At 57.7% G+C, this 20511-nt stretch carries 20 protein-coding genes; 7 read left to right on the forward strand and 13 right to left on the reverse strand.

The features are described 5' to 3' along the window. The first annotated feature begins 223 nt into the window (after positions 1–223). Both N1030_RS06600 and htpX read left to right on the forward strand, forming a co-directional pair. The gene (locus tag N1030_RS06600) at positions 224–1219 is read left to right on the forward strand and encodes a 4Fe-4S binding protein (protein WP_265828438.1); all 996 of its coding nucleotides are present in this window, start codon (positions 224–226) and stop codon (positions 1217–1219) included. Between the two features lie 234 nt (positions 1220–1453). Next, positions 1454–2311 (forward strand): zinc metalloprotease HtpX, encoded by an 858-nt coding sequence (gene htpX, locus N1030_RS06605; protein WP_265828439.1) that lies wholly within the window; start codon positions 1454–1456, stop codon positions 2309–2311. 72 nt (positions 2312–2383) lie between these two features. Here the strand turns inward: htpX and N1030_RS06610 are convergent, their stop codons facing one another. From N1030_RS06610 to ispG, 11 genes are all read right to left on the reverse strand, one after another. After that, positions 2384–3004 carry a Spy/CpxP family protein refolding chaperone gene (locus tag N1030_RS06610; RefSeq protein WP_265828440.1) on the reverse strand — a complete coding sequence of 207 codons (621 nt, stop codon included), beginning with the start codon at positions 3002–3004 and terminating at the stop codon, positions 2384–2386. A gap of 317 nt (positions 3005–3321) precedes the next feature. Then, positions 3322–3765 (reverse strand): hypothetical protein, encoded by a 444-nt coding sequence (locus N1030_RS06615; RefSeq protein WP_265828441.1) that lies wholly within the window; start codon positions 3763–3765, stop codon positions 3322–3324. Between the two features lie 12 nt (positions 3766–3777). Then, positions 3778–4101 (reverse strand): hypothetical protein, encoded by a 324-nt coding sequence (locus tag N1030_RS06620; protein WP_265828443.1) that lies wholly within the window; start codon positions 4099–4101, stop codon positions 3778–3780. 1 nt (position 4102) lies between these two features. After that, the gene (locus N1030_RS06625) at positions 4103–4675 is read right to left on the reverse strand and encodes an RNA polymerase sigma factor (protein ID WP_265828445.1); all 573 of its coding nucleotides are present in this window, start codon (positions 4673–4675) and stop codon (positions 4103–4105) included. 179 nt (positions 4676–4854) lie between these two features. Next, positions 4855–6759, reverse strand: a complete 1905-nt coding sequence (gene dxs / locus N1030_RS06630; RefSeq protein ID WP_265828446.1) for a 1-deoxy-D-xylulose-5-phosphate synthase — start codon at positions 6757–6759, stop codon at positions 4855–4857. Between the two features lie 95 nt (positions 6760–6854). Next, positions 6855–7751, reverse strand: coding sequence for a polyprenyl synthetase family protein (locus N1030_RS06635; RefSeq protein ID WP_420842830.1), 897 nt, complete (start codon positions 7749–7751; stop codon positions 6855–6857). Then, positions 7732–7977 (reverse strand): exodeoxyribonuclease VII small subunit, encoded by a 246-nt coding sequence (locus N1030_RS06640; protein WP_265828447.1) that lies wholly within the window; start codon positions 7975–7977, stop codon positions 7732–7734. Before N1030_RS06640 ends, N1030_RS06635 begins: the two co-directional genes overlap by 20 nt. A gap of 64 nt (positions 7978–8041) precedes the next feature. Next, a complete protein-coding gene (locus tag N1030_RS06645; protein WP_265828449.1) occupies positions 8042–8908 on the reverse strand; it encodes a M23 family metallopeptidase in 867 nt (288 codons plus the stop codon). A 44-nt stretch (positions 8909–8952) separates the two neighbouring features. Next, positions 8953–10356, reverse strand: a complete 1404-nt coding sequence (gene xseA / locus N1030_RS06650) for an exodeoxyribonuclease VII large subunit (RefSeq protein WP_265828450.1) — start codon at positions 10354–10356, stop codon at positions 8953–8955. A 329-nt stretch (positions 10357–10685) separates the two neighbouring features. Beyond that, positions 10686–12410, reverse strand: a complete 1725-nt coding sequence (locus tag N1030_RS06655; protein ID WP_265828451.1) for a proline--tRNA ligase — start codon at positions 12408–12410, stop codon at positions 10686–10688. Positions 12411–12413: 3 nt separating this feature from the next. After that, positions 12414–13493, reverse strand: a complete 1080-nt coding sequence (gene ispG / locus N1030_RS06660) for a flavodoxin-dependent (E)-4-hydroxy-3-methylbut-2-enyl-diphosphate synthase (RefSeq protein ID WP_265828452.1) — start codon at positions 13491–13493, stop codon at positions 12414–12416. A 404-nt stretch (positions 13494–13897) separates the two neighbouring features. Between ispG and N1030_RS06665 the strand changes: the two genes are divergently transcribed. The 4 genes from N1030_RS06665 to N1030_RS06680 all read left to right on the forward strand — a co-directional run bounded on the left by N1030_RS06665 (position 13898) and on the right by N1030_RS06680 (position 17073). Continuing rightward, on the forward strand, positions 13898–14821 hold the full coding sequence (locus N1030_RS06665; protein WP_265828453.1) for a metal ABC transporter solute-binding protein, Zn/Mn family: 924 nt from the start codon (positions 13898–13900) through the stop codon (positions 14819–14821). A gap of 33 nt (positions 14822–14854) precedes the next feature. Then, positions 14855–15703 carry a metal ABC transporter ATP-binding protein gene (locus tag N1030_RS06670; protein WP_265828454.1) on the forward strand — a complete coding sequence of 283 codons (849 nt, stop codon included), beginning with the start codon at positions 14855–14857 and terminating at the stop codon, positions 15701–15703. Continuing rightward, positions 15703–16533 (forward strand): metal ABC transporter permease, encoded by an 831-nt coding sequence (locus N1030_RS06675; RefSeq protein ID WP_265828455.1) that lies wholly within the window; start codon positions 15703–15705, stop codon positions 16531–16533. The genes N1030_RS06670 and N1030_RS06675 overlap by 1 nt, the downstream gene beginning before the upstream one ends. Before the next feature lie 192 nt (positions 16534–16725). Continuing rightward, complete coding sequence (locus N1030_RS06680) at positions 16726–17073, forward strand: hypothetical protein (RefSeq protein ID WP_265828457.1); 348 nt, start codon at positions 16726–16728, stop codon at positions 17071–17073. Between the two features lie 95 nt (positions 17074–17168). Here N1030_RS06680 and N1030_RS06685 read toward each other — a convergent pair whose 3' ends face one another. Then, the gene (locus tag N1030_RS06685; protein ID WP_265828458.1) at positions 17169–18167 is read right to left on the reverse strand and encodes a YheT family hydrolase; all 999 of its coding nucleotides are present in this window, start codon (positions 18165–18167) and stop codon (positions 17169–17171) included. Positions 18168–18322: 155 nt separating this feature from the next. Between N1030_RS06685 and N1030_RS06690 the strand changes: the two genes are divergently transcribed. After that, complete coding sequence (locus N1030_RS06690) at positions 18323–19513, forward strand: BaiN/RdsA family NAD(P)/FAD-dependent oxidoreductase (RefSeq protein WP_265828459.1); 1191 nt, start codon at positions 18323–18325, stop codon at positions 19511–19513. Between the two features lie 28 nt (positions 19514–19541). Here the strand turns inward: N1030_RS06690 and cbiB are convergent, their stop codons facing one another. Then, positions 19542–20510, reverse strand: a complete 969-nt coding sequence (cbiB, locus tag N1030_RS06695; RefSeq protein WP_265828461.1) for an adenosylcobinamide-phosphate synthase CbiB — start codon at positions 20508–20510, stop codon at positions 19542–19544. Position 20511: the final 1 nt, after the last annotated feature.

Consider the following 20511-nt stretch of genomic DNA (forward strand, 5'->3'; position numbering starts at 1 on the left):
TCAAGAAGACCAGCTAGCTTCGCGGCCTCAATTTTGCGGCCACTGTGCCGGAAATTGAGCAGACCGGTTCACCGGTCTCAAGGACATGTGCTCGGGCAAGCCATGTCCTTTTTCTTTTGCCCAATTTTTGCCAGCCACTCTGCAACTTCAGGGCTGACATCCGGCACGGTATGTGACATGGATTCCTGTCGATCAAAACAAGCGCGATATTGACAGGTAGTACATGCCCAGCCCCTCTCTTCCGTTCTGGCGGCGTCCGCGCGGACTCCGCTTTCTCATTCAGTTCCTCTTCACGACCTTCTGCCTCTATGCAGGCCATACATTCTACAACCACGTTGCCTGGTTGAGCGGCAAGACCGATCAATTTACGGCAAAGCCCCCCTCAGTCGAAGCCTTTCTGCCCATCAGCGCCCTTATGGCCGCAAAACGCTTCATTCTGACCGGCCTGTGGGACTCCATTCACCCTGCAGGGCTGACGCTGTTTCTTACATTCATCCTCATAGCCGTTGCTTTCCGCAAAGGCTTCTGCGGCTATATCTGTCCCATCGGCTTCATTTCATCCCTGCTGGAAACACTGGGCCGCAAGCTCGGACTCTGTCGTGAAACGGGGAGAATCGCCTCGCGCCTCATGACCATTCCCAAGTACATCATTCTGGGCGGTTTCCTCTGGTTCATCATTATCGGCATGGATGTAAGAGCCATAGAAAGCTTTCTCTCCGCCCGATACAACATGGTTGCCGATGCCAGCATGCTGCACTTCTTTCTGGCGCCTTCCGTCACGACCATATTTATCATCACAGGGCTTGCGGCAGCCTCTCTCTTCATCCGCAACGCGTGGTGCCGCTTCCTGTGCCCGTACGGGGCGCTGCTGGGCCTGTTCGCCCTGTTCAGTCCCGTGGCCCTCACACGCGACAAGGAGCGCTGCATATCCTGCGGCAAATGCAGCAAGGCCTGCCCGTCCGGCATATCCGTTGAGACGAAACTGCGAGTGAACACACCGGAGTGCATCGGCTGCGCCGCGTGCGAAGAAGCCTGCCCCGTGCAGGGTTGCATTTCCGTGCGACTGGGCAACAGGCGAACCTCCTTCATGTTTATTGCAGTCGGCAGCGTGGCGCTTCTGCTGGGCATTTACTGCTGGGCCCTGTCTACGGGGCGCTGGCACTCCGAAATCCCTGTGGACATGCTTCGGCGTGTCTACATGATGCAATACGGAAGCTGATCCTTTCCCTCCCCCTGCAACACAGTGCACCATCCGGACACACCCCTTTGTTTCCGGATGGTTTTCTCCGTTTCACCCCTTGCCAATCGCGGCGCACGTATTACACATACCATCGAAACAGAGCGGCAAGACTATTCTGTCTGCCCCGCCGTTTCGCGCGGCCCAGACGCTTCTGCCCAGTCGCGCAAACCATACACTGACGGGTTACACAATCCCGCAAGGAGTTTTAAACCGATGACCAGCAATCTCAAGACCGTCATGCTTCTCGCCCTGCTTTCCGGCATCATCATCTTTCTTGGTGGCGCCATGGGCGGTAAAACCGGCCTTGTCTTTGCCTTTGGACTGGCACTGCTCATGAACGTGGGCAGCTACTGGTATTCCGACAAGATTGTTCTGCGCATGTACGGCGCACAGGAAATTGATGAAGCCGATGCCCCCGGCCTGCACCGCATGGTGGAGGAACTGGCCCAGAAGGCCGGCATTCCCAAGCCCCGTGTCTGTATAATCCAGCAGGACGCGCCTAATGCATTTGCAACGGGTCGAAATCCTGAACACGGTGTTGTAGCTGTCACCAGCGGCATCATGCGCCTTCTGAGCCCTGAAGAACTCAAGGGCGTTATCGCCCACGAAATAGGTCATATTGCCAACCGCGACATTCTCGTGCAATCCGTTGCTGGCGTACTTGCTTCCGCCATCGTCACGGTAGCCAACATGATGCAGTGGATGGCCATTTTCGGCATGGGCAGCAACGATGATGAAGAAGGCGGCAGCAATCCTTTTGCGGCCCTGTTGCTGGCCTTTCTGGCTCCGGTTGCAGCAAGTCTTATCCAGTTCGCCATTTCCCGCTCACGGGAATACCTTGCGGACGATACGGGCGCACGTCTTGCCGGCAACCCGCTGCACCTTGCCTCCGCGCTGGAAAAGCTCAATGCCTATTCCCAGCATGTGCCCATGCGCGCCGGTAACGAAGCCACTGCGCATATGTTCATTGTGAACCCCTTTGCCGGTGCCAACCTTGCACGCCTGTTCAGCACCCACCCTCCCATCGAGGAGCGAGTGCAGCGTCTGCGCGACATGGCCCGCAGTCGTTAAAATATCCCATTCCGCAAAGCACAAGGCCCGCATCCTTAACGGATGCGGGCCTTTCTCTTTTGATACAACAGCCTAGCTGTTTTCTTCAATCCACCGTTGCATTTCTCGCTTCACTGCATCCAGCGGAGACCGCCCCCGACCTTTTTCAGGCTTCTCAGGTGCAACTTCTGCCCTCATACTTCTCGGCATCTGCTCGATATCGCCTTCTTCCATACGCCGTTTCTCCATACGGGACTCCATACGCTCCCTGAACGTATCCAGCCTGAGAAGTTGCGGAGCGGACAGCAGCTTACGCAATTCCGCATTGAATTTTGCCCGCTCAACCGCACGCTCGGACATTTCTTCGCCGCGTATGCGGGAAAGACTGCGAACAGTTTCAACATCACCAGTCTCTACAGCCGTGCGCATAGCCTTCATCTGTTCTTCACGAAGCGCGGGACGCTCTTCTGCCTGCACCTTGTCAATGAAGGCTATCTGCTGCTTCAAAAGCACCGCAATATCGGCTTTTTGCTTGGGCGTAAGTTCCAGCCAGTCCAGCATATCCAGTGACGAGTACTCCATACAGGGAGGACGAGGGCCATGAGAGGGTCTATCCATTCCGATCCCCGGACCATGTAGCCCTTGTGGCTGAGCACTGGCAACGCCAGCACTTGCAATCATTATAACAAACACAATCAAAACTATTCTTTTCATATGGCATTCTCCTTGCTCCATATCAGATACATACAAAAAAAACACAGAAACAATTGTTCTATCCATATGACGTCAAGCACAGCGACAACGGTTACATTAAGAAATGTAGCCCGACAGGGGAGTTATCGGGCTACATTATAGAGACCGCCTAGACATTGAAAAATGATACAAGGGGTGGCATAGGAGATCGTGGCCGGTCAGGGGTATTCGGCACACTCCAGCCTCACATTTCACATTGCATCAGCGGTTACAGTATGTGACGCAACAACGAAACCAACAGTTACAAAAAAACCGCCCTAAGGCGGTTTTATTCATAACTACATGGGAGGTGGCGGGGGCGGATGCTCACCGAACATGGGAGGTGGCGGAGGTGGATGCTCACCAAACTTTCCACGCCGTTCGTCCAGACGCTTACGGAAGGCATCAAGCAGTTCGATCTGCTCGGGTGTCAGGTAAACACGCATGCGCATGTCCGTCTCATCCATGATTGCCTTGAACTTGGGGTCAATCGCCTTTCTGAGCTCCACCCCCTTTATCCAGGCTTTCTCAAACTCAGGGCGGACCAACTTCTCCTGCTCGGGGGTCAGGCGGATCTCTCGTTTCAGATGCGAGAATATCCTCTCACGCATTTCCTCGGGACGCGGAGGAAACGCCGGCCCGTGGGCCACCATCCAGCAATACGTCCCCACAGCGCCGACGATTATGCCGGAAACGAGCAAGGCAACTGCAGCAATATATCTCTTCACAAGCGAAGAAAGCATAATGCAACCTCTTTAGAATTCCATGTAATACAACGTAAACAGACCCGCGGGATCATACAGCAGGCCATTAATGACACGGTCGATGTAGGTACCTTGTCCTACCGTACCGGAAACAACGAATAATGCGAGAGCAGCCATACAGGCTACGGCTGAAAAAGAGTATGCGGTCCTCGCAAACCCCATCCAGCCGTCTTCAAGCGACAGGAAGAATATCTCGTCCATTACGGACGCGGTGAGCCGCGCTCCCCCATGGCTGAATCTGTTATCGGATTCGGCCACAACAGCTTTATGGGCCATGCGGAGAAAAGCCATGAACCGTTCAACACTGCTACCCATACTACACCTCCGATATTCCGGCCTGGGCGAGAATGTCCTTGAGCTTTCTGCGCACCCGCAGGGAACGCACTTTCACATTCACCCTGCTCCAGCCGAGCAGTTCTGCCGCTTCGGCAACTGTCTTTTCTTCCAACGCAGTCAGGGTAATGACCATTCTGTCCTCCGGTGAAAGCTGATCCAAAGCCCACGAGAGCACAGCAGCGGCATCATGACTGCGTGCGGCATCATGATAGGTCGTCATGGCCGTATCGGCCATCAGCCTATCCAGAAATTCCGTGCTGTCTTCCGACAGCGCAACCTGATGTCCGGACTTCCTCCCGTTCTCCCGCCAATAGTCATAACAGCAGCGCACCGCGATACGGGAGAGCCAGTTCGGAAATTTGTCCCCTCCACGATAGGAGGCCAATCCCTTGTATGCATTGACAAAGGTATCGTGAACCACTTCATCCCCGCGGTCGTGCGGGACATGACCGGCAACAATACGACAGACGCACGGACTGTGCCGGTCGATCAGAACGGAATAGGTATTGATATCCCCGCGCAACACGCGCTGCACTATCTCATCGTCACTCAACAAAGCTGTTCCTCAGGGCATATGTCACTGCGGGAAGAAGGGATCGCCTTTCGGCACACTGCATCTACTACCCTTATGACTCCCAGAATTACGCTCAGGTTACAATCCCCGTGGAAGAAAAATAAGAAACCCGCGAGCCGGAACCCGCGGGCTTGAAAAGTCAACATCTCTACAGAGCACTATGCCAGAAGCTCCAGCAATGCCTTGCGAATACCCTGTTTATCAATGCCGAGCATGGCGCGCAGTTCCTTCTGCTTACCATGTTCCACAAACTTATCAGGAATGCCCAGACGCTTCACAACCTTGCCACCAAGGGCGTTGCGGTCGGAAAGCAGTTCCAGCACACCGGACGTAAACCCGCCAACAAGCGCGTTCTCTTCAATGAGCAACAGCTTGTCATGGGTGGCCGCCAATTCCAGAAGCTGTTCTTCCGGCAGCGGCTTTACGCAGCGCGAATTGAAAATGGTAACCTGAACGCCTGTTTCCTCAGCGACTTCGCGGGACACCTCAAGCGAAGGCTGCACGCGGGAGCCCACGGCAATAACAGCCACCTTTTCTCCCTTTTCCAGCACCACGCCGGTTCCAACGGGAAAAACCTCCGGCTCGGGCTTCAGGGGTACACCATACCCCGCCCCACGCGGATACCGGATAGCCACGGGCCCGTCATGCGCAAAGGCAGTTGCCATGCAATCCTGCAGCTCGGCCTCGTTACCGGGCACCAGCACCACAAGGTTGGGAATATGCCGCAGATAGCTCAAGTCGAATGCACCATGGTGCGTGGGACCGTCTTCGCCCACAAGGCCGCCACGGTCTATGCAGAACAGCACGGGCAGATTCTGCAGGCAGACGTCATGCACGATCTGGTCATAGGATCGCTGCAGGAAGGTGGAATAGATGGCCACAACAGGACGCAGCCCCTGCGTTGCCAGACCGGCGGCAAAGGTCACCGCATGCTGCTCGCAGATGCCCACGTCCACGAAACGTTCGGGGAACTGCTCTGCAAAACAGGCGGTTCCGGTACCTTCCGGCATGGCGGCGGTAATAGCCATGATGCGCGAATCCTGACGCGCCATGCGGCACAGGGTAGACCCGAACACATCGGTATAGCTGGGCAGATTGCTCAGCGCTGCAAACTTCTTGGCCTGCCCCGTTTCCGGCTCGAAACGGCCAACACCATGAAAGTGGGTGGGATTGGATTCCGCAGGCTCATACCCCTTACCCTTCTTGGTCATCACATGCAGCAATACGGGTTCATCAAGGTCCTTGCAGAGCTTGAAGGCCTTCTGCAGCTCCTTGATGTTATGACCGTCCACCGGCCCCATGTAGTTGAAGTGGAACGCTTCAAACAGCATGCCGGGGGTAAAGAAACTTTTCAGGCTGTGCTCGCTGCGCTTGGCATAGTTGAGCATTTCCTCGCCAATGCCGGGCACGGAGTTGAGCACCGTCTCCAGATCCTTCTTGAAACGGCGAACCCAGCGTGAAGAAAGATTGCGGGAAAGGAAATGCGACATGGCTCCCACGTTGCGGGAGATGGACATTTCATTGTCGTTCAGAATGACCAGCAGCTTGCGGTCCATGTGACCGGCCTGATTGAGCCCTTCGAAAGCGAGGCCTGCCGTCATGGAGCCGTCGCCGATGACTGCCATGACCTCATGCTTCTTTCCGGCCAGATCGCGCGCCACAGCCATGCCCAGCGCAGCGGAAATGGACGTGGAAGAATGCCCCACGCCAAAGTGGTCATACGGGCTTTCGGACATCTTGGGAAAACCGCTGACGCCGTCTTTAGTGCGCAGCGTATGGAAGGTATCGGAACGGCCGGTGAGCAGCTTCCATGCATAGGCCTGATGCCCAACATCCCAGACCACCTTGTCCTCTTCAAAATCGAAGGAGGAAAGCATGGCGAGAGTCAGTTCCACCACACCAAGCGACGGGGCCAGATGCCCGCCGTTCTGGGAAACCGTATTGATTATGGCCTGACGAAGTTCAGCAGCCAACTGCTCAAGCTGGGGAACATCCAGCGCGTGCACATCGCGGGGACTGCGAATTCTGCCCAAAAGCCCGGTCGAAATACCTTCTGAGGTCATGAATCATCCTGATACGTTTTACAACTAACCTTGCAAAGACAACTGGTTGCGCAGAGAAACCCATCGGCAACCATACGCAAAGGCACCTTATCCTGTTACGACACCCTGTCAACAATGTATTGGGCAAGGCATCTCAGAAAATCAGCTTCTGCTCCCGCGTAGGGACGTAATTGCTCCACAGCCCTGTCCACATGCTGCTGCGCCAGTTCACGGCTTTTTTCGATGCCCATCAGGCTCGGATATGTGGTCTTTCCTTGCTCGATGTCACTACCCACAGGCTTGCCAAGCTGCGCCTCATCGCCCACTTCATCAAGGATATCGTCCACGATCTGGAATGCGGCACCGATGGCTTCACCATAAATCTTCAGGCGTTGGACATCCTCTTCAGACGCACCGGCCAGAATGGCGCCGGAAAGGCAGGAGCAACGAATCAGCGCACCAGTTTTCATGGCATGCATGCCACGCAGTTCATCATAGCTTACGCCATCACGACCCGTGTATTCCATGTCCAGCTGCTGGCCACCCACCATGCCTCCGGAACCGGCGGCGGTAGCCACCTCCACCATGGCACGGACCACGCGGTCGGCGGGAATGTCGCCTGCAACCGATCCCATGACGGCAAAAGCCTCTGTCAGCAGGCCGTCACCGGCCAGAATGGCCGTGGCTTCGCCGAACATCTTGTGGTTGGAAGGTTTGCCGCGCCGAAGATCGTCATCGTCCATGGCGGGCAGATCATCGTGGATAAGCGAATAGGTGTGGATGAATTCGATGCTTGAAGCAAACGGCAGCACGCGTGCGGCATCCAGTCCCATCATCTGTGCCACGGTAAGGCAAAGCACGGGACGCAGACGCTTGCCGCCGGCCAGCAGGCTGTATTCCATGGCCTTGAGCAGCCCTTCCGGAATACTGCGATCATGCAGGCACGTTGCCAGATACGATTCCACCATACGGGCGCTTTCACCCAGACGCGCCTTAAGCTCCTGCGGGGTCATCCACGTTCTCCTCGTTCCCTTCGAAGGGCTGAACTTCGCCTTCGCTGAACACGGTTATCTCGTTTCTCGCCTTTTCCAGCTGACCACGACACGCCTTGGAAAGCGTCAGGCCTTCCTTGTACAACTCCACGCTCTTTTCGAGAGGAAGCTCGCCGCGCTCAAGCTCTTCCACTATGGTCTGCAACCTCTTGAGCTGCTCTTCAAACCGTATTTTCTTTTGTGCCATGTCGCTCTCCCGAAGTTCCGAACCGTGCAGAATAACGCAACATGATCCGGAAGCTGGCAATCCGCTAACTATCCGCCAGAAGCGGCGTGGGGTCAACCAGTTCACCCTGTACCGCAATACCGAAATGCAGATGCGGGCCGGTCACGCGTCCAGTGCTGCCCACCATACCGATAACGGTGCCGCGCTTCACCTTCTGCCCCACCTTCGCATCAATCTTTGACATGTGAAAATACATGCTCACCACGCCCTGCCCGTGATCAACGTAGACGGAGTTTCCGGCAAAGAAATGCTGCTCGGCCAGAACAACCACACCGTCGGCGCAGGCACGGATCGGCGTCCCTGCCGCCCCGCGCAGGTCCAGCCCCTTATGCGGGTTGCGCGGTTTCTCGTTGAAAAAGCGGGTAAGGCCATACTCGCTGGAAATACCGCCAGGCACAGGACGCAGAAAGGGCAACGCCCACTCGCTGTCGGGACTGATACGTCCAAGGGCTGCAACAACACGCTCCCGCTCGGCCTTATGCCTGTCCAGATCCTTCTTCGCCACTTCCACGTACTTCTTGTCCACCGTGAGATGCTGCTCAGGATACTTTTTGGCAACCAGCTTCACGTGGTGCTCCGAGGTTTGATACCCCGCCTTGGAAACCGTGCTGAGACGCAACGGCATACTATCACCCTTCTCACCGAAAGGAACGCCGAGCAAGGCCAGCCCCCGCCACCGAGTTCCGGCAGCATCGGTCTTCAGCATGGACACCGGAACGGATTTCCCGTTCCATTCCACAAACGCGTCTCCAAGAGGCGCGTCGGAGAGCACCTCGGCCACGAAGGCTTGTCCCGGGGAAGCGTGTTCGGGCAATACGACGTTCACCTCTGCACAGGCCACACCCGCACCAAACCCGGCACACATAAGCAGCACCAGCAAAACAACAGCCATTCCGGTCCGGCGAACCGCACACGGCAACATATCTGAAAACAACACTATTCCGCTCCCGTTTTCGCGGCTTCCGTACCCGTCACTTCGGTTTCCACCACGCCGTCACGTACAGTGACATGCAGCCTGCTGCCCACCTCTACCTCATGCACGCTACGCAGGATACTCCCGTCCGCCTGACGGACAAGGCTGTATCCACGCTCCAGCGGACGCATGGGGTCAAGCACGGCAAGCTGGGCCGACAGCCGTTCAAAAACGACCTGTCTGCCGTGCAAAACCTTCTCGCCAGCCCAACGCAGACGATCCTCAAGGGCGCTGACACGAAGAGCATGCTGGGCCACAACATCCGGCCCGAAAGCACGCACAAGCCTTTCAGCGCAGCCCTGCACCATCATCTCGGCATGAGATACTTTCCCTTCCATGGCGCGGGCAAGGCGCGCTTCCAAATCCTCAAACCGCTCATCCAGCCGCTGCAACTGCCGTGCGGGAGAAAGCCACGCAAGGCCGCGAGACAGGGCGGCAAGCAGCGTTTCCCGTTCTCGCATGCCGCTTTCCCAGCGACGCTGCAGACGCATCTGGCACTCGTCCACGGTCTGCATGAGCGTTGCACGTTCCGGCCAAAGCAGCTGGGCCGCATGGCTCGGCGTGGCAGCCCGCACATCGGCGACTAGGTCGGCTATGGTCACATCCACCTCATGCCCCACGCCGGAAATGACCGGAATGGCCGACCCGAACACGGCGTCCGCCACCCGCACGTCATTGAACGCCCACAAGTCCTCTATGGAACCACCGCCGCGCACCAAGGCAATAACATCGGCCCAGCCGTGAGCGTTGGCAGCTTCCAGCGCCTCCACAATCTGCTGCGGAGCGGCATCGCCCTGCACCAGCGAAGGATAGATGCGGATTTCCGCTCCCCAGCCCCGCTCGCCTGCAATGCGCAGAAAATCCCGTATGGCCGCGCCGGTGGATGCGGTTACCACGGCTACGCGGGCCGGATGGTACGGCAACGCCCGTTTGCGCGCGGCGTCAAAGTAGCCCTTGGCGGCAAGCGTGCGCTTCAGTTCCTCAAACTCCAGATACAGGCGGCCCAGCCCGGCATCCTGCGCGATCTCGACAACAAGCTGATACGCGCCTCGCGGCGGATAGACGTTCAGCCGCCCAGCGCACATGATCTCCATGCCTTCGCGCATGGTCTGGGCAAGGCTCGGACGCGGGCCGTCCTCGTAGACCTCGCCGGTCAGCGGATCAAAACTCTCTTCGCCCCGCTGTGCGGTACGGAACCATACACAGTTCAGTGTGGCATCCGCATCCTTGAGAGAAAAATATACGTGGCCGGAAGCGGCCTTTGTCAGATTGGAGACCTGCCCCTTCACCCACACGAACGGATACGCCCCCTCAAGCGTGCGCTTGATGGCGTCGGTAAGTTCACGGACGGAAAAAATGCGGCTCATAGTACGCGTGGCCTCCGGCGGGCAGGGAGGCTGTCCCTGCACCCTGCCAAAGGGGATAATTCCCTTTGGCCCCTCTGACGGCGGAACATGACTACGGATGGGAATATCCATGCCATGTCCGATGCCTGCAATATGAAAAAACTCCTGCCGCCCCCATATGGGCGGCAGGAGCAGGCTAAACCCAAATCGTATCCGGTAGCAATGCCTAACCCCACGAAACGTGGGACCACCCCTTTCGCGGGGTGCAGGGGGACCATCCCCCTGCCGAGGGTTCCAAGGGGGGCACTCCCCCTTGGCCGCCGGAGGCAGCTCGTTAAAACAATCTGTTACTAGATTCCCCAACCGGCGTAGACATCCTTCTTCCACGCGGCAAAGGCTTCAGCAAAGCCTTCCACGGGCAGTTCGGACTTCTCGCCGGTACGGCGATCCTTCACTTCAATGATGCCGCGGGCAAGTCCCTTGCCGCCCACAACGAGCTGCATGGGAATACCGATCAGGTCGGCATCCTTGAACTTGACGCCGGGGCGCTCTTCACGGTCATCCACCAGCACATCCACGCCCTGCGACTTGAGCAGTTCGTAGATTTCGTCAACCTTGGCGCACACGTCGTCGGTGCGGATATCAAGGTTGAGAACAAGCGCCTCGAAGGGAGCGATGGGGGGCGGGAACTTGATGCCGTCCTTGTCGTGATTCTGCTCGATGCAGGAAGCAACAACGCGGGAAACACCGATGCCGTAGCAGCCCATGATCATGGTCTGATCCTTGCCCTGCTCATCCACGTACTTGCAGTTCATGGCCTCGGAGTACTTGGTGCCCAGCTTGAATACATGGCCCACTTCGATGCCGCGAGTCAGGGAGATGGCGCCGCCGCACTTGGGGCAGACGTCGCCTTCGGTGATGAGGCGCAGGTCGGCGAAGCCGGAAAGCTTCACGTCGCGCTTCAGGGAAACGTGCTTCAAATGCGCATCGCCCTTGTTGGCGCCCACGATCCAGTCGGTGGCAAGACGCAGTTCGTTGTCCGCATAAATGCGGGCGATCTTCAGACCAACGGGACCGGCAAAGCCCACGGGGGCTTCGGTCCACTTCTGCACCTGCTCGGGGGTGGCCATTTCCAGCACGTCGGCGTGCAGCAGGTTCTTCAGCTTCACGTCGTTCAGTTCGCGGTCGCCGCGCACAAGCGCAGCAACGGGCTCACCGTCCGCTACAAAGATAAGGGTCTTGATGATGGCAGCCTGCGGCACGTCAAGGAAGGCGGCTACGTCTTCCACGGTGGACTTGCCGGGGGTGGAAACTTCTTCCACGGGCGTATCCAGACGGTCGCACTCATCGCCGGTGCAGAGCACTTCCGCACGCTCGATGTTGGCGGCGTAGGAACATGCCTGACATACGACAACAGTGTCTTCGCCGGTTTCGGCCAGCACCATGAACTCGTGCGAGAAGCTGCCGCCGATGGAGCCGCTGTCGGCTTCAACAGGGCGGAAGTTCAGGGCCATGCGGGAGAAGATGGCCATATAGGCATCGTACATGGCCTGATAGCTGGCATCGAGACCTTCCTGATCCTTGTCGAAGGAATAGGCGTCCTTCATGATGAATTCGCGGCCGCGCATGAGACCGAAGCGGGGACGGATTTCGTCACGGAACTTGGTCTGAATCTGGTACAGGTTCATGGGCAGCTGACGGTAGGAACGCACTTCGCCGCGCACGATGTCCGTAATGACTTCTTCATGCGTGGGTCCGAGACAGTAGTCGCGCTGGTGTCTGTCCTTGATACGCAGCAATTCCGGCCCGTAGAAATCCCAGCGGCCGGATTCCTGCCACAGGTCGGCAGGCTGCACCATGGGCATGCTCACTTCGTTGGCACCGGCCTTGTCCATTTCCTGGCGCACGATGTTCGCGGCCTTGGAGATGGAACGCAGACCAAGCGGCATATACGTGTAAATGCCGGAGGTCAGCTTGCGGACCATGCCCGCGCGGGTCAGCAGCTTGTGGCTGACTACTTCCGCGTCACTGGGGGCTTCCTTGAGAGTCGGAATGTAAAAACGGCTCCAACGCATCGATTATCCTTTTTTCCGTTCTGCGAGGAACGAATCGAGTTCTTCCATAAAGGCTTCCAGCAGCTGAGCGCCGCCTTTCACCGTTCTAACGATCTCTCCCTTGCGGAAGATAATACCTTTGTCACGTCCTCCGGCCACACCGATATCCGCTTCGCGTGCTTCACCGGGCCCGTTCACCACGCAGCCCATGACAGCGACCTTGAACGAGTCGGTCACGCCTTCAAGACGGCGTTCCACTTCTTCCGCGAGATTGATGAGGCCGATTTCCGTTCTGCCGCAGGTGGGACACGAGATGATTTCCGGTCCGCGATAGCGCAGGCCGAGTGCCCGCAGCAGCTCCCATGCGACGGCCATTTCCTTTACGGGGTCTTCCGTCAGGGAGATCCGCAAAGTATCACCAATGCCCTGCCAGAGCAATATGCCCAGCCCCACGGAAGACTTGATGGCACCACGCATGAGCGTGCCGGCCTCGGTCACGCCGATGTGCAACGGATAGTCGCAGCGCCCGGCAAGAAGGCGGTACGCATCAATGGTATGCAGCACCGAGGAGGACTTGAGAGAAATTTTGGTTTCGTAGAAATCTCGCTCCTCCAGCATGCGGACATGGGCAAGGGCGCTTTCCACCATGGCTTCCGGCGTGGGACCGCCGAACTTTTCAAGCAACGCCTTCTCGATGGAGCCGCTGTTCACCCCGACGCGGATGGAAGCACCATGGGCGCGGGCGGCATCCACCACTGCGTCCACGTTCTTTCTGCCGCCAATGTTGCCGGGATTAATGCGCAGGGCATCCGCCCCTGCCTCCAGCGCCATCACGGCGAGGCGATGGTCAAAATGGATGTCGGCGATAAGAGGAATGGAAATCTGCTGCTTGATCTGACCAATGGCCCATGCGGCTCCTTCGTTGAGCACCGCAACGCGCACAATTTCACAGCCTGCGTCCGCAAGCTGACGGATCTGTTCCACCGTCGCTTCCACGTCACGGGTGTCCGTGTTGGTCATACTCTGCACGACAATGGGATTGTCTCCGCCAATGCGGACATTCCCCACCCGAATCTCGCGAGTCTTTCTGCGTTCTATAGACATTCGCACATCCTGCTGTATCCGGTCCCCGCCTTCTGCCAGCCACAAAAAACAACAATACTTCAGCAACCAGCGGGTGTTCCGTATCATTCGGCACCAATGTGCCGTTGGGCCAAACCATTACGCCATTTCATCAGGCAAGCCAAGCGGTACGGGGCCGGAAGAACGAATTGCCGGACAAATCATGAAGCCATGAAAGATGCCCCTCACCACAACCCTGTCCACCAACAAATGTAAGAAAGCAGCACGGCCTGCTCCGACGATTTGAAAAACTGCGCCGGGAACGCCCGCAATACGACTTCCGCGCTGTTGACTCTCCTCCTGAATGCTAGCATATACTATGTGTCTAAACGGGTTAGCGTATTCACGCACCGCTTTCCGCCATCCCCATTGCTCAAGGAGCCGCCATGGATCGCCGCACTCATTCTCCCCGCTCTGCTCTGCGCATTCTGTTCATCGCCACAATGCTTATCGCCCTTCCTGCCCTGGTGCAGGCAAAGGTCCCCGTGGTGGTCAGCATCGTTCCGCAACAATTCTTTGTGGAACGCATAGGAGGCGAATTCGTCGACGTATCCGTCATGGTACAACCCGGGGCAAGTCCCGCCACCTACGAGCCCAAGCCCCGCCAGATGGCGGCCCTGTCCGGCGCAACGCTGTATTTTGCCATCGGCGTTCCCTTTGAAAACGCATGGCTGCCTCGCATACAGGCCGCCAACCCTGCCATGAAAATAGTCTACATGGACAAGGGCGTGCACAAGCTCCCCATGGCCGAGCATCACCATGAAAACAAAGCAGGGCATGAAGAGCACAAGCAATCCATGAATGACGAACAAGGGGGGCTTGACCCGCACGTGTGGCTCTCCCCCATGCTCATGAAGCACATGGGCATCACCATCAGAAAGGAACTCTCAAAGGCCGACCCCGCCCATGCCGCCATCTTCCGGACCAATTTTGCCGAACTTGAAAAGGAGATTGATGCGCTGGACAGGGAACTGATGGATGTTTTCGCTCCCATTCCGCAGGAAAAGCGAATTTTCATGGTTTTTCATCCCTCATGGGGCTACTTTGCCATGAACTACAGCCTGAAGCAGGTTCCCATCGAATATGAAGGCAAGGAACCCACCCCCCGCATCCTCAAGGAACTGATGGAAGAGGCAGCCGGGATGAACGTCCGCACCATCTTTGTGCAGCCGCAGTTCGCCCGCAAAAGTGCAGAAGCCATTGCCGCCCATATCAACGGGAGCGTCGTAGTCGCAGACCCGCTGGCATACGACTGGTTTGCCAACCTGCGGGAAGTGGCCAGAAACCTTGCCGTATCCTTCAATCAATAGAACGGACAACGTACCAACCAGAGACACCAGATCATGTCTGAACAGATTCTCTCCATATCCGGCCTCAGCTTTGCCTACAACGGAGCCAGCGTGCTGGAAGACGTAAACCTTGCCGTGAACCGGGGCGACTACCTTGCCGTGCTCGGCCCCAACGGCGGCGGCAAGACCACTCTGATCAAGTGCATACTCGGCCTGCTCTCTCCACAGGAAGGTTCCGTTACGGTTTTCGGGCTCCAGCCGGCCAAGGTGCGCCACCGCATAGGATATGTCCCCCAATATGCCACCACGCAGGAAGGGTTCCCCATCTCCGTTCTGGATGTCGTGCTGCTGGGTGCCATGAACGGCACAAGCACCCTGTTTTCGCCTCATTGGAAACGCACCAAGGCCAATGTGGCCAAAGCCCGTGAGGCCCTGCACATGGTGGGACTGGATGGACACGAAAAAGACAGGCTGAACGACCTTTCGGGCGGCCAGCGCCAGCGCGTGATCGTTGCCCGCGCCCTGATGGGCGACCCCGATCTGCTCCTGCTGGATGAGCCCACGGCCAACATCGACCCGCAGGGCAAGTTCTGCTTCTATGAATTTCTGGCTTCCCTGCCACGCAAGATTACCACCATCGTGGTCAGCCACGACCTTTCCATCACCGCCTCGCCCTTTTCCGGCATTGCGGTAGTGAATCGCTCTCTCCGCTATGCCCCGGGCAACGCGCTGACGCAGGACCTGCTTGCCATGCTCTACGGCACGCACGAACCCACGTGCCCCATGGGCTCCTTCATCAACTCCGTTTCCAGCCTTTTTCCCGATGTGGCCAACCTTGAGCCCCCGCACATTGAAAGCAACGGCAGAACGGATGCTGCAGAACCAACCGGAGGAAAGGCCTGATGTGGCAGATGCTCAGTTTCGACTTCATGCAGTACGCCATTCTGGCGGGCATTCTCGCATCCATTGCCTGCGGCATTGTGGGCAGCCTTGTCGTGGTGAACAGGCTGGTATTTCTGGCGGGCGGAGTGGCCCATGCCGCGTATGGCGGCGTGGGACTGGCCTTCTACTTCGGCCTGCCTGTTCTGCCCTGCACAGTAGGATTTTCGCTGAGCGCTTCCATGCTCATGGCTGGCGTTTCCCTGCGCTACAAGGAAAAGGCGGATACGGCCATAGGCGTGCTCTGGGCCGCTGGCATGGCCTTCGGTATCATCCTGCTGGACCTGACCCCCGGCTACAACGTCGACCTGATGAGCTTTCTCTTCGGCTCCATTCTTGCCGTACCGGCACAGGATCTCTGGCTCATGGCCGTGCTGGACACGCTGGTGGTGCTCGCCACGGCCTATTTCTACCCCGGCCTTCTGCTGCTTTCATTTGACCGGGAATTCGCACGCGCGCGCGGCCTTGCCGTCACCTTCCTGCATTGCCTGATGATCGGCATGGCGGCACTCACAGTGGTTATGATTATCCGCGTTGTCGGCCTCATTCTGGTCATCGCCCTGCTGACCATTCCCCCATTCATGGCGCAACGCACTGCCAAGTCACTCGCAGGCATGATGATGCACGCCATCGGCTGGAGCATCCTCTTCTGCCTCGGCGGACTGACCATCTCCTACCACTTCGACATCACATCCGGCGCATCCATCATTGCCGTCGCTGCAGTGTGCTTCTTCACCGCCATGCTTGCAGATGCCCTGCGCCGTTCCCTCGCCAACGGCAAAGTATCCAGATAGCCATCAGCAGACTCTTCCGAAGCCATGGCGCCAATATTCCGGCGCCATGGCCCGCTCACAGCACTCTTATTCAAAATAAACAGCGCATTACAGACATGGCCCGATCATTGCTTCTGTTCCCCGTAAACAGGCGCGTTTCTGACGCTCACCGACAGCAAAAGCGCCTTAACCAATTGCATTGGAAGGGAAGCCATGAAACCAGAATCATCCGGACTGCTTGAAGAATTCGAAATGCTGGAGCGTATGCGTCAGGAACTGGGCGAAGCCCGCATGCAGGACGTAACGGACATGAATCTGCGTAACGCCATGATCACGGAATACAAACTGATGGCAGGCTCTTCACTGCAACTGCTGAACATGCTGGAGCGTTACGGCTTCATCTACAAACTCACGGAAGACGATCTGGCACGTTATCAACGAATTCTGCTGCAACTCGCCCAGTCCGGGTGCCGCTGTCAGGAATTTGTCGAACAGTGCCATTCCATTGATCAGGAGGCCCTGCTTGCCTCCATTCCGAAAAACGAATCCCGCGCCAATTAATCTTCACAAAAAAGATCATAAAAATCCCCCCGACCGTTTCCGGAAGGGGGGATTCTTGTTATCTTGCATGTCGCAGATAGCGCCTACCGCTCTGCCTACAGGTGCTGCCGCAGAAACTCCACCGCCCGCAGGTCGGACCAGTAGCAACCGTCCTCATGATTACGGATGAAGCCAACATGGCCGCCAGTAACCGGCATCTCCAGATGCAGGAATTCACTGGCTCGTGCCGTATAGACAGGATAGCACGTTGGGCTGAGAAAAGGATCGTTCTTCGCATTCACCAGAAGAGCCGGAACCCGCAGGGCAGAAAGAAACTGACCGCAGCCGCATCGCTGCCAATAGTCCATGGCATCGCGGAACCCGTGAATGGGGGCAGTGAACTGGTTGTCGAATTCCGCAAAGGTTTTCATATCATCCAGCCCCTCAATGTTCAGCTCCGGATGCAGCTCCTTTTTCTTGCGCATTTTCTCTTTCAGGGAACGCATGAAGTAGCGCATGTAGATCGAATTGGATGGACGATCCAGCACCTTGGCCGCCCCCACCAGATCGCAGGGGACGGAAAACGTCGCAGCAGCCACTATGGCGGGATGCACCGCGGCAGGATGCTCCCCCAGATACTTCAGTATCTGGTTGCCACCCATGCTGAAACCCGCCAGCGCAATGCGCGCATACCCGCGCTCTGCACAATATGATATGACCGTATGCAGATCGTCCGTAACGCCACTGTGGTACATGCGCAAGGCACGGTTGGTCTCCCCGCTGCACCCCCTGAAGTTCCATGCACACACATCCCAGCCTGCGGCGTTCATGCAGGCAGCCATGCCCCGCACGTACTTGCGGCGGGAATGACCTTCAAGGCCGTGGGAAATGATAACCAACGGCCTCGCCCTGACGCCGTCGGCATTCGGGCAGGCCGCTTCCGCCGTAGCCGGAAGGAAATCCAGATCGAGAAAATCGTCATCATGCGTGGCAATACGGACACGCTCGGCATCCAGAATCGCAACCTTGCGGAACAGCGGCGGATACAGAGTCTGCACATGCCCGTTGGAAAGCAATAACGACGTAGTGTAGGATGGGGTAGGTAGCAGGGGCATAGGAAGTCTCCGATAATCTATCAGCAACGAAAGAAAGGGATACGACGGAGAGCGCACGCAGCCCCAGCCTGTCGGCATGGACAATCCGCAAGGGAAAGGGTACTCACCCGCCATCGTTATGCCCGACGTACTCCTTTTTATCTGGAAAGGACAGCATGAATATTTTCGACGCAGTCATTCTCGGCGCAGGTGCCTCAGGCATGTGGTGCGCCCACACCGCCGCCGCACGCGGTCTTTCCGTGTGCCTCGTTGACCACGCCAAGCGCCCCGGCAAGAAGATCCGCATCGCCGGAGGCGGCAAGTGCAATTTCACCAATCTGGAAGTGACTCACGCCGATTACGTGAGCCGCAACCCACACTTCGTCAAATCCGCACTGGCCCGCTTTTCTCCTTGGCATATGGTGGAGTTTCTCTCCAAACACGACATTGCATGGGAAGAACGCGAGCACAGCCAGCTCTTCTGTCAGCGCAGTTCCGATGAACTGGCAACAGCCATTGAGGATACCTGCTCCATGCACGGCGTGGAGTGGCGGCTGCGTCACGCCATTTCCGGCATTACGCACACTGACGGGCTGTTCACCGTGGCAACCGATAATGGCCCTATCAAGGGCAGAAATCTCGTGGTGGCTCTCGGTGGCCCCGCATGGCCGCAGGCCGGCGCAACCGATTTTGGACACAGGATTGCTAAACAGTTCGGGCATGCCATCGTCGCGCCCTACCCTGCCCTTGCGCCCTTTGCCATGCCCAAAGGCTGGGCTCTGGAGGGGCTTTCCGGCATCGCCGTTCCGGCAACCATCGAGTGTGGGGAAAAACGCTTCACAGAGAACCTGCTCTTCACCCACACCGGCATCAGCGGGCCCGTTGTCCTGCACGCCTCCTGCCGGTGGAAGAAAGACATGCCCATCGTCATCGATTTCCTTCCTTCATCGCAGATAGAACAGGAACTGAAGGAAGCAGGCGGCAAGCCGCTGGTACGCACAGTTCTGGGCAGGCTGCTGCCCGACAGACTGGTCGCCGGACTCCTCCCTGCTGCTCTTGCTGACAAACAGGTAGCCCAGCTTTCACGGCAGGACCTGGACCACCTGACTCAGCGGGTCCACAGTTTCACTGTGACGCCCGCGCGCACAGAAGGCATGAAACGGGCAGAGGTAACCGGCGGAGGCGTGGATACCGACGGGATTTCCTCCAAGACCATGGAAAGCAAGCGGCTTAAGGGCCTCTATTTCACGGGAGAGGTTCTGGATGTGACAGGCCAGCTCGGCGGCTTCAACCTGCATTGGGCATGGGCATCAGGGCAGGCCGCAGGCATTGCGCTTGCGGAATCGGCGGAATCGATAAAAGCGTGAATGGATCAGGCAGACGAAAGAATCCCAACTACAACAGCGTAACCAGCCAAAGAAGTACGCCGCCGAGAACAGCCGCAATGCGGACATGCCGCAGCAGTGCATCAATACCGGCTGCATCCCATTGTCTGCCATAGGCTACAGTTTCGTCCCCCAAGCGCCGGGGGCCGAGTAGCGGCTTATCCTTGGCCTGTCCGAAATACCATGTCGTACCGCCCATGGAGCGCCTGTGCAGCCATGCGGCCATGGCCATGGGCCATCCGGCATTGGGGCTCTCCATCTGCGCTGCGTCGCTGGCAACATGCCGCCAGAGCCTGAAGACGGACATGCCTGCCCCCACTCCAGCAAGGGGAGCACTCAAGGCCAGAAGAAAGGCGGACAACCGCGCCGGAACATAGGCAAGCACATCATCAAGCCGAGCTCCGGCCCAGCCGAGCTCGCGCCACTGCTCCGTCTTGTATCCCCACATGGAATCGGTAGTGGACACAGCCTTGTACAGCCACAGCCCAAGCGGGCCTCCCAGCACCAGCCAGAAGAACGGCGCTACAAAACCGTCGTTGAAATTCTCGGAAAGGGTTTCCCCCAACGCGCGATACAGATCGCTCTGCTCCGCCTGCGAAAGATCACGGCTGACCAGCATGCTCACGGCAGCACGTCCGGCCTCAAGGTCCTGCTCTGCGACCAGCGTTGCGGCAGAACGGCACTCATGGAGCAAACTCCCCAGCGCAAGGCCGGACCACGCGAAATACAACGCAAGAAAAACACCCAATACAGGAATTGCAGTCAGACTCCAGACCGTCAGACCGACCGCAATCAATAGAACGGCCAGACACAGCGCTCCACTCAGCTTGGAGACATGGCAGGGCCTTGCGATACGTTCCAAACGATTCAGTGCCCACCCGACGGCCTGAACAGGATGCGGCAGGGCACAGGGGTCGCCCAGCACCACATCAAGGCCCAATGCCATCAATGGCAGCCATATGACCATGGCATCGCTCATG

The organism is Desulfovibrio mangrovi (assembly GCF_026230175.1).
In the GTDB taxonomy this organism is placed as follows: domain Bacteria; phylum Desulfobacterota; class Desulfovibrionia; order Desulfovibrionales; family Desulfovibrionaceae; genus Halodesulfovibrio; species Halodesulfovibrio mangrovi.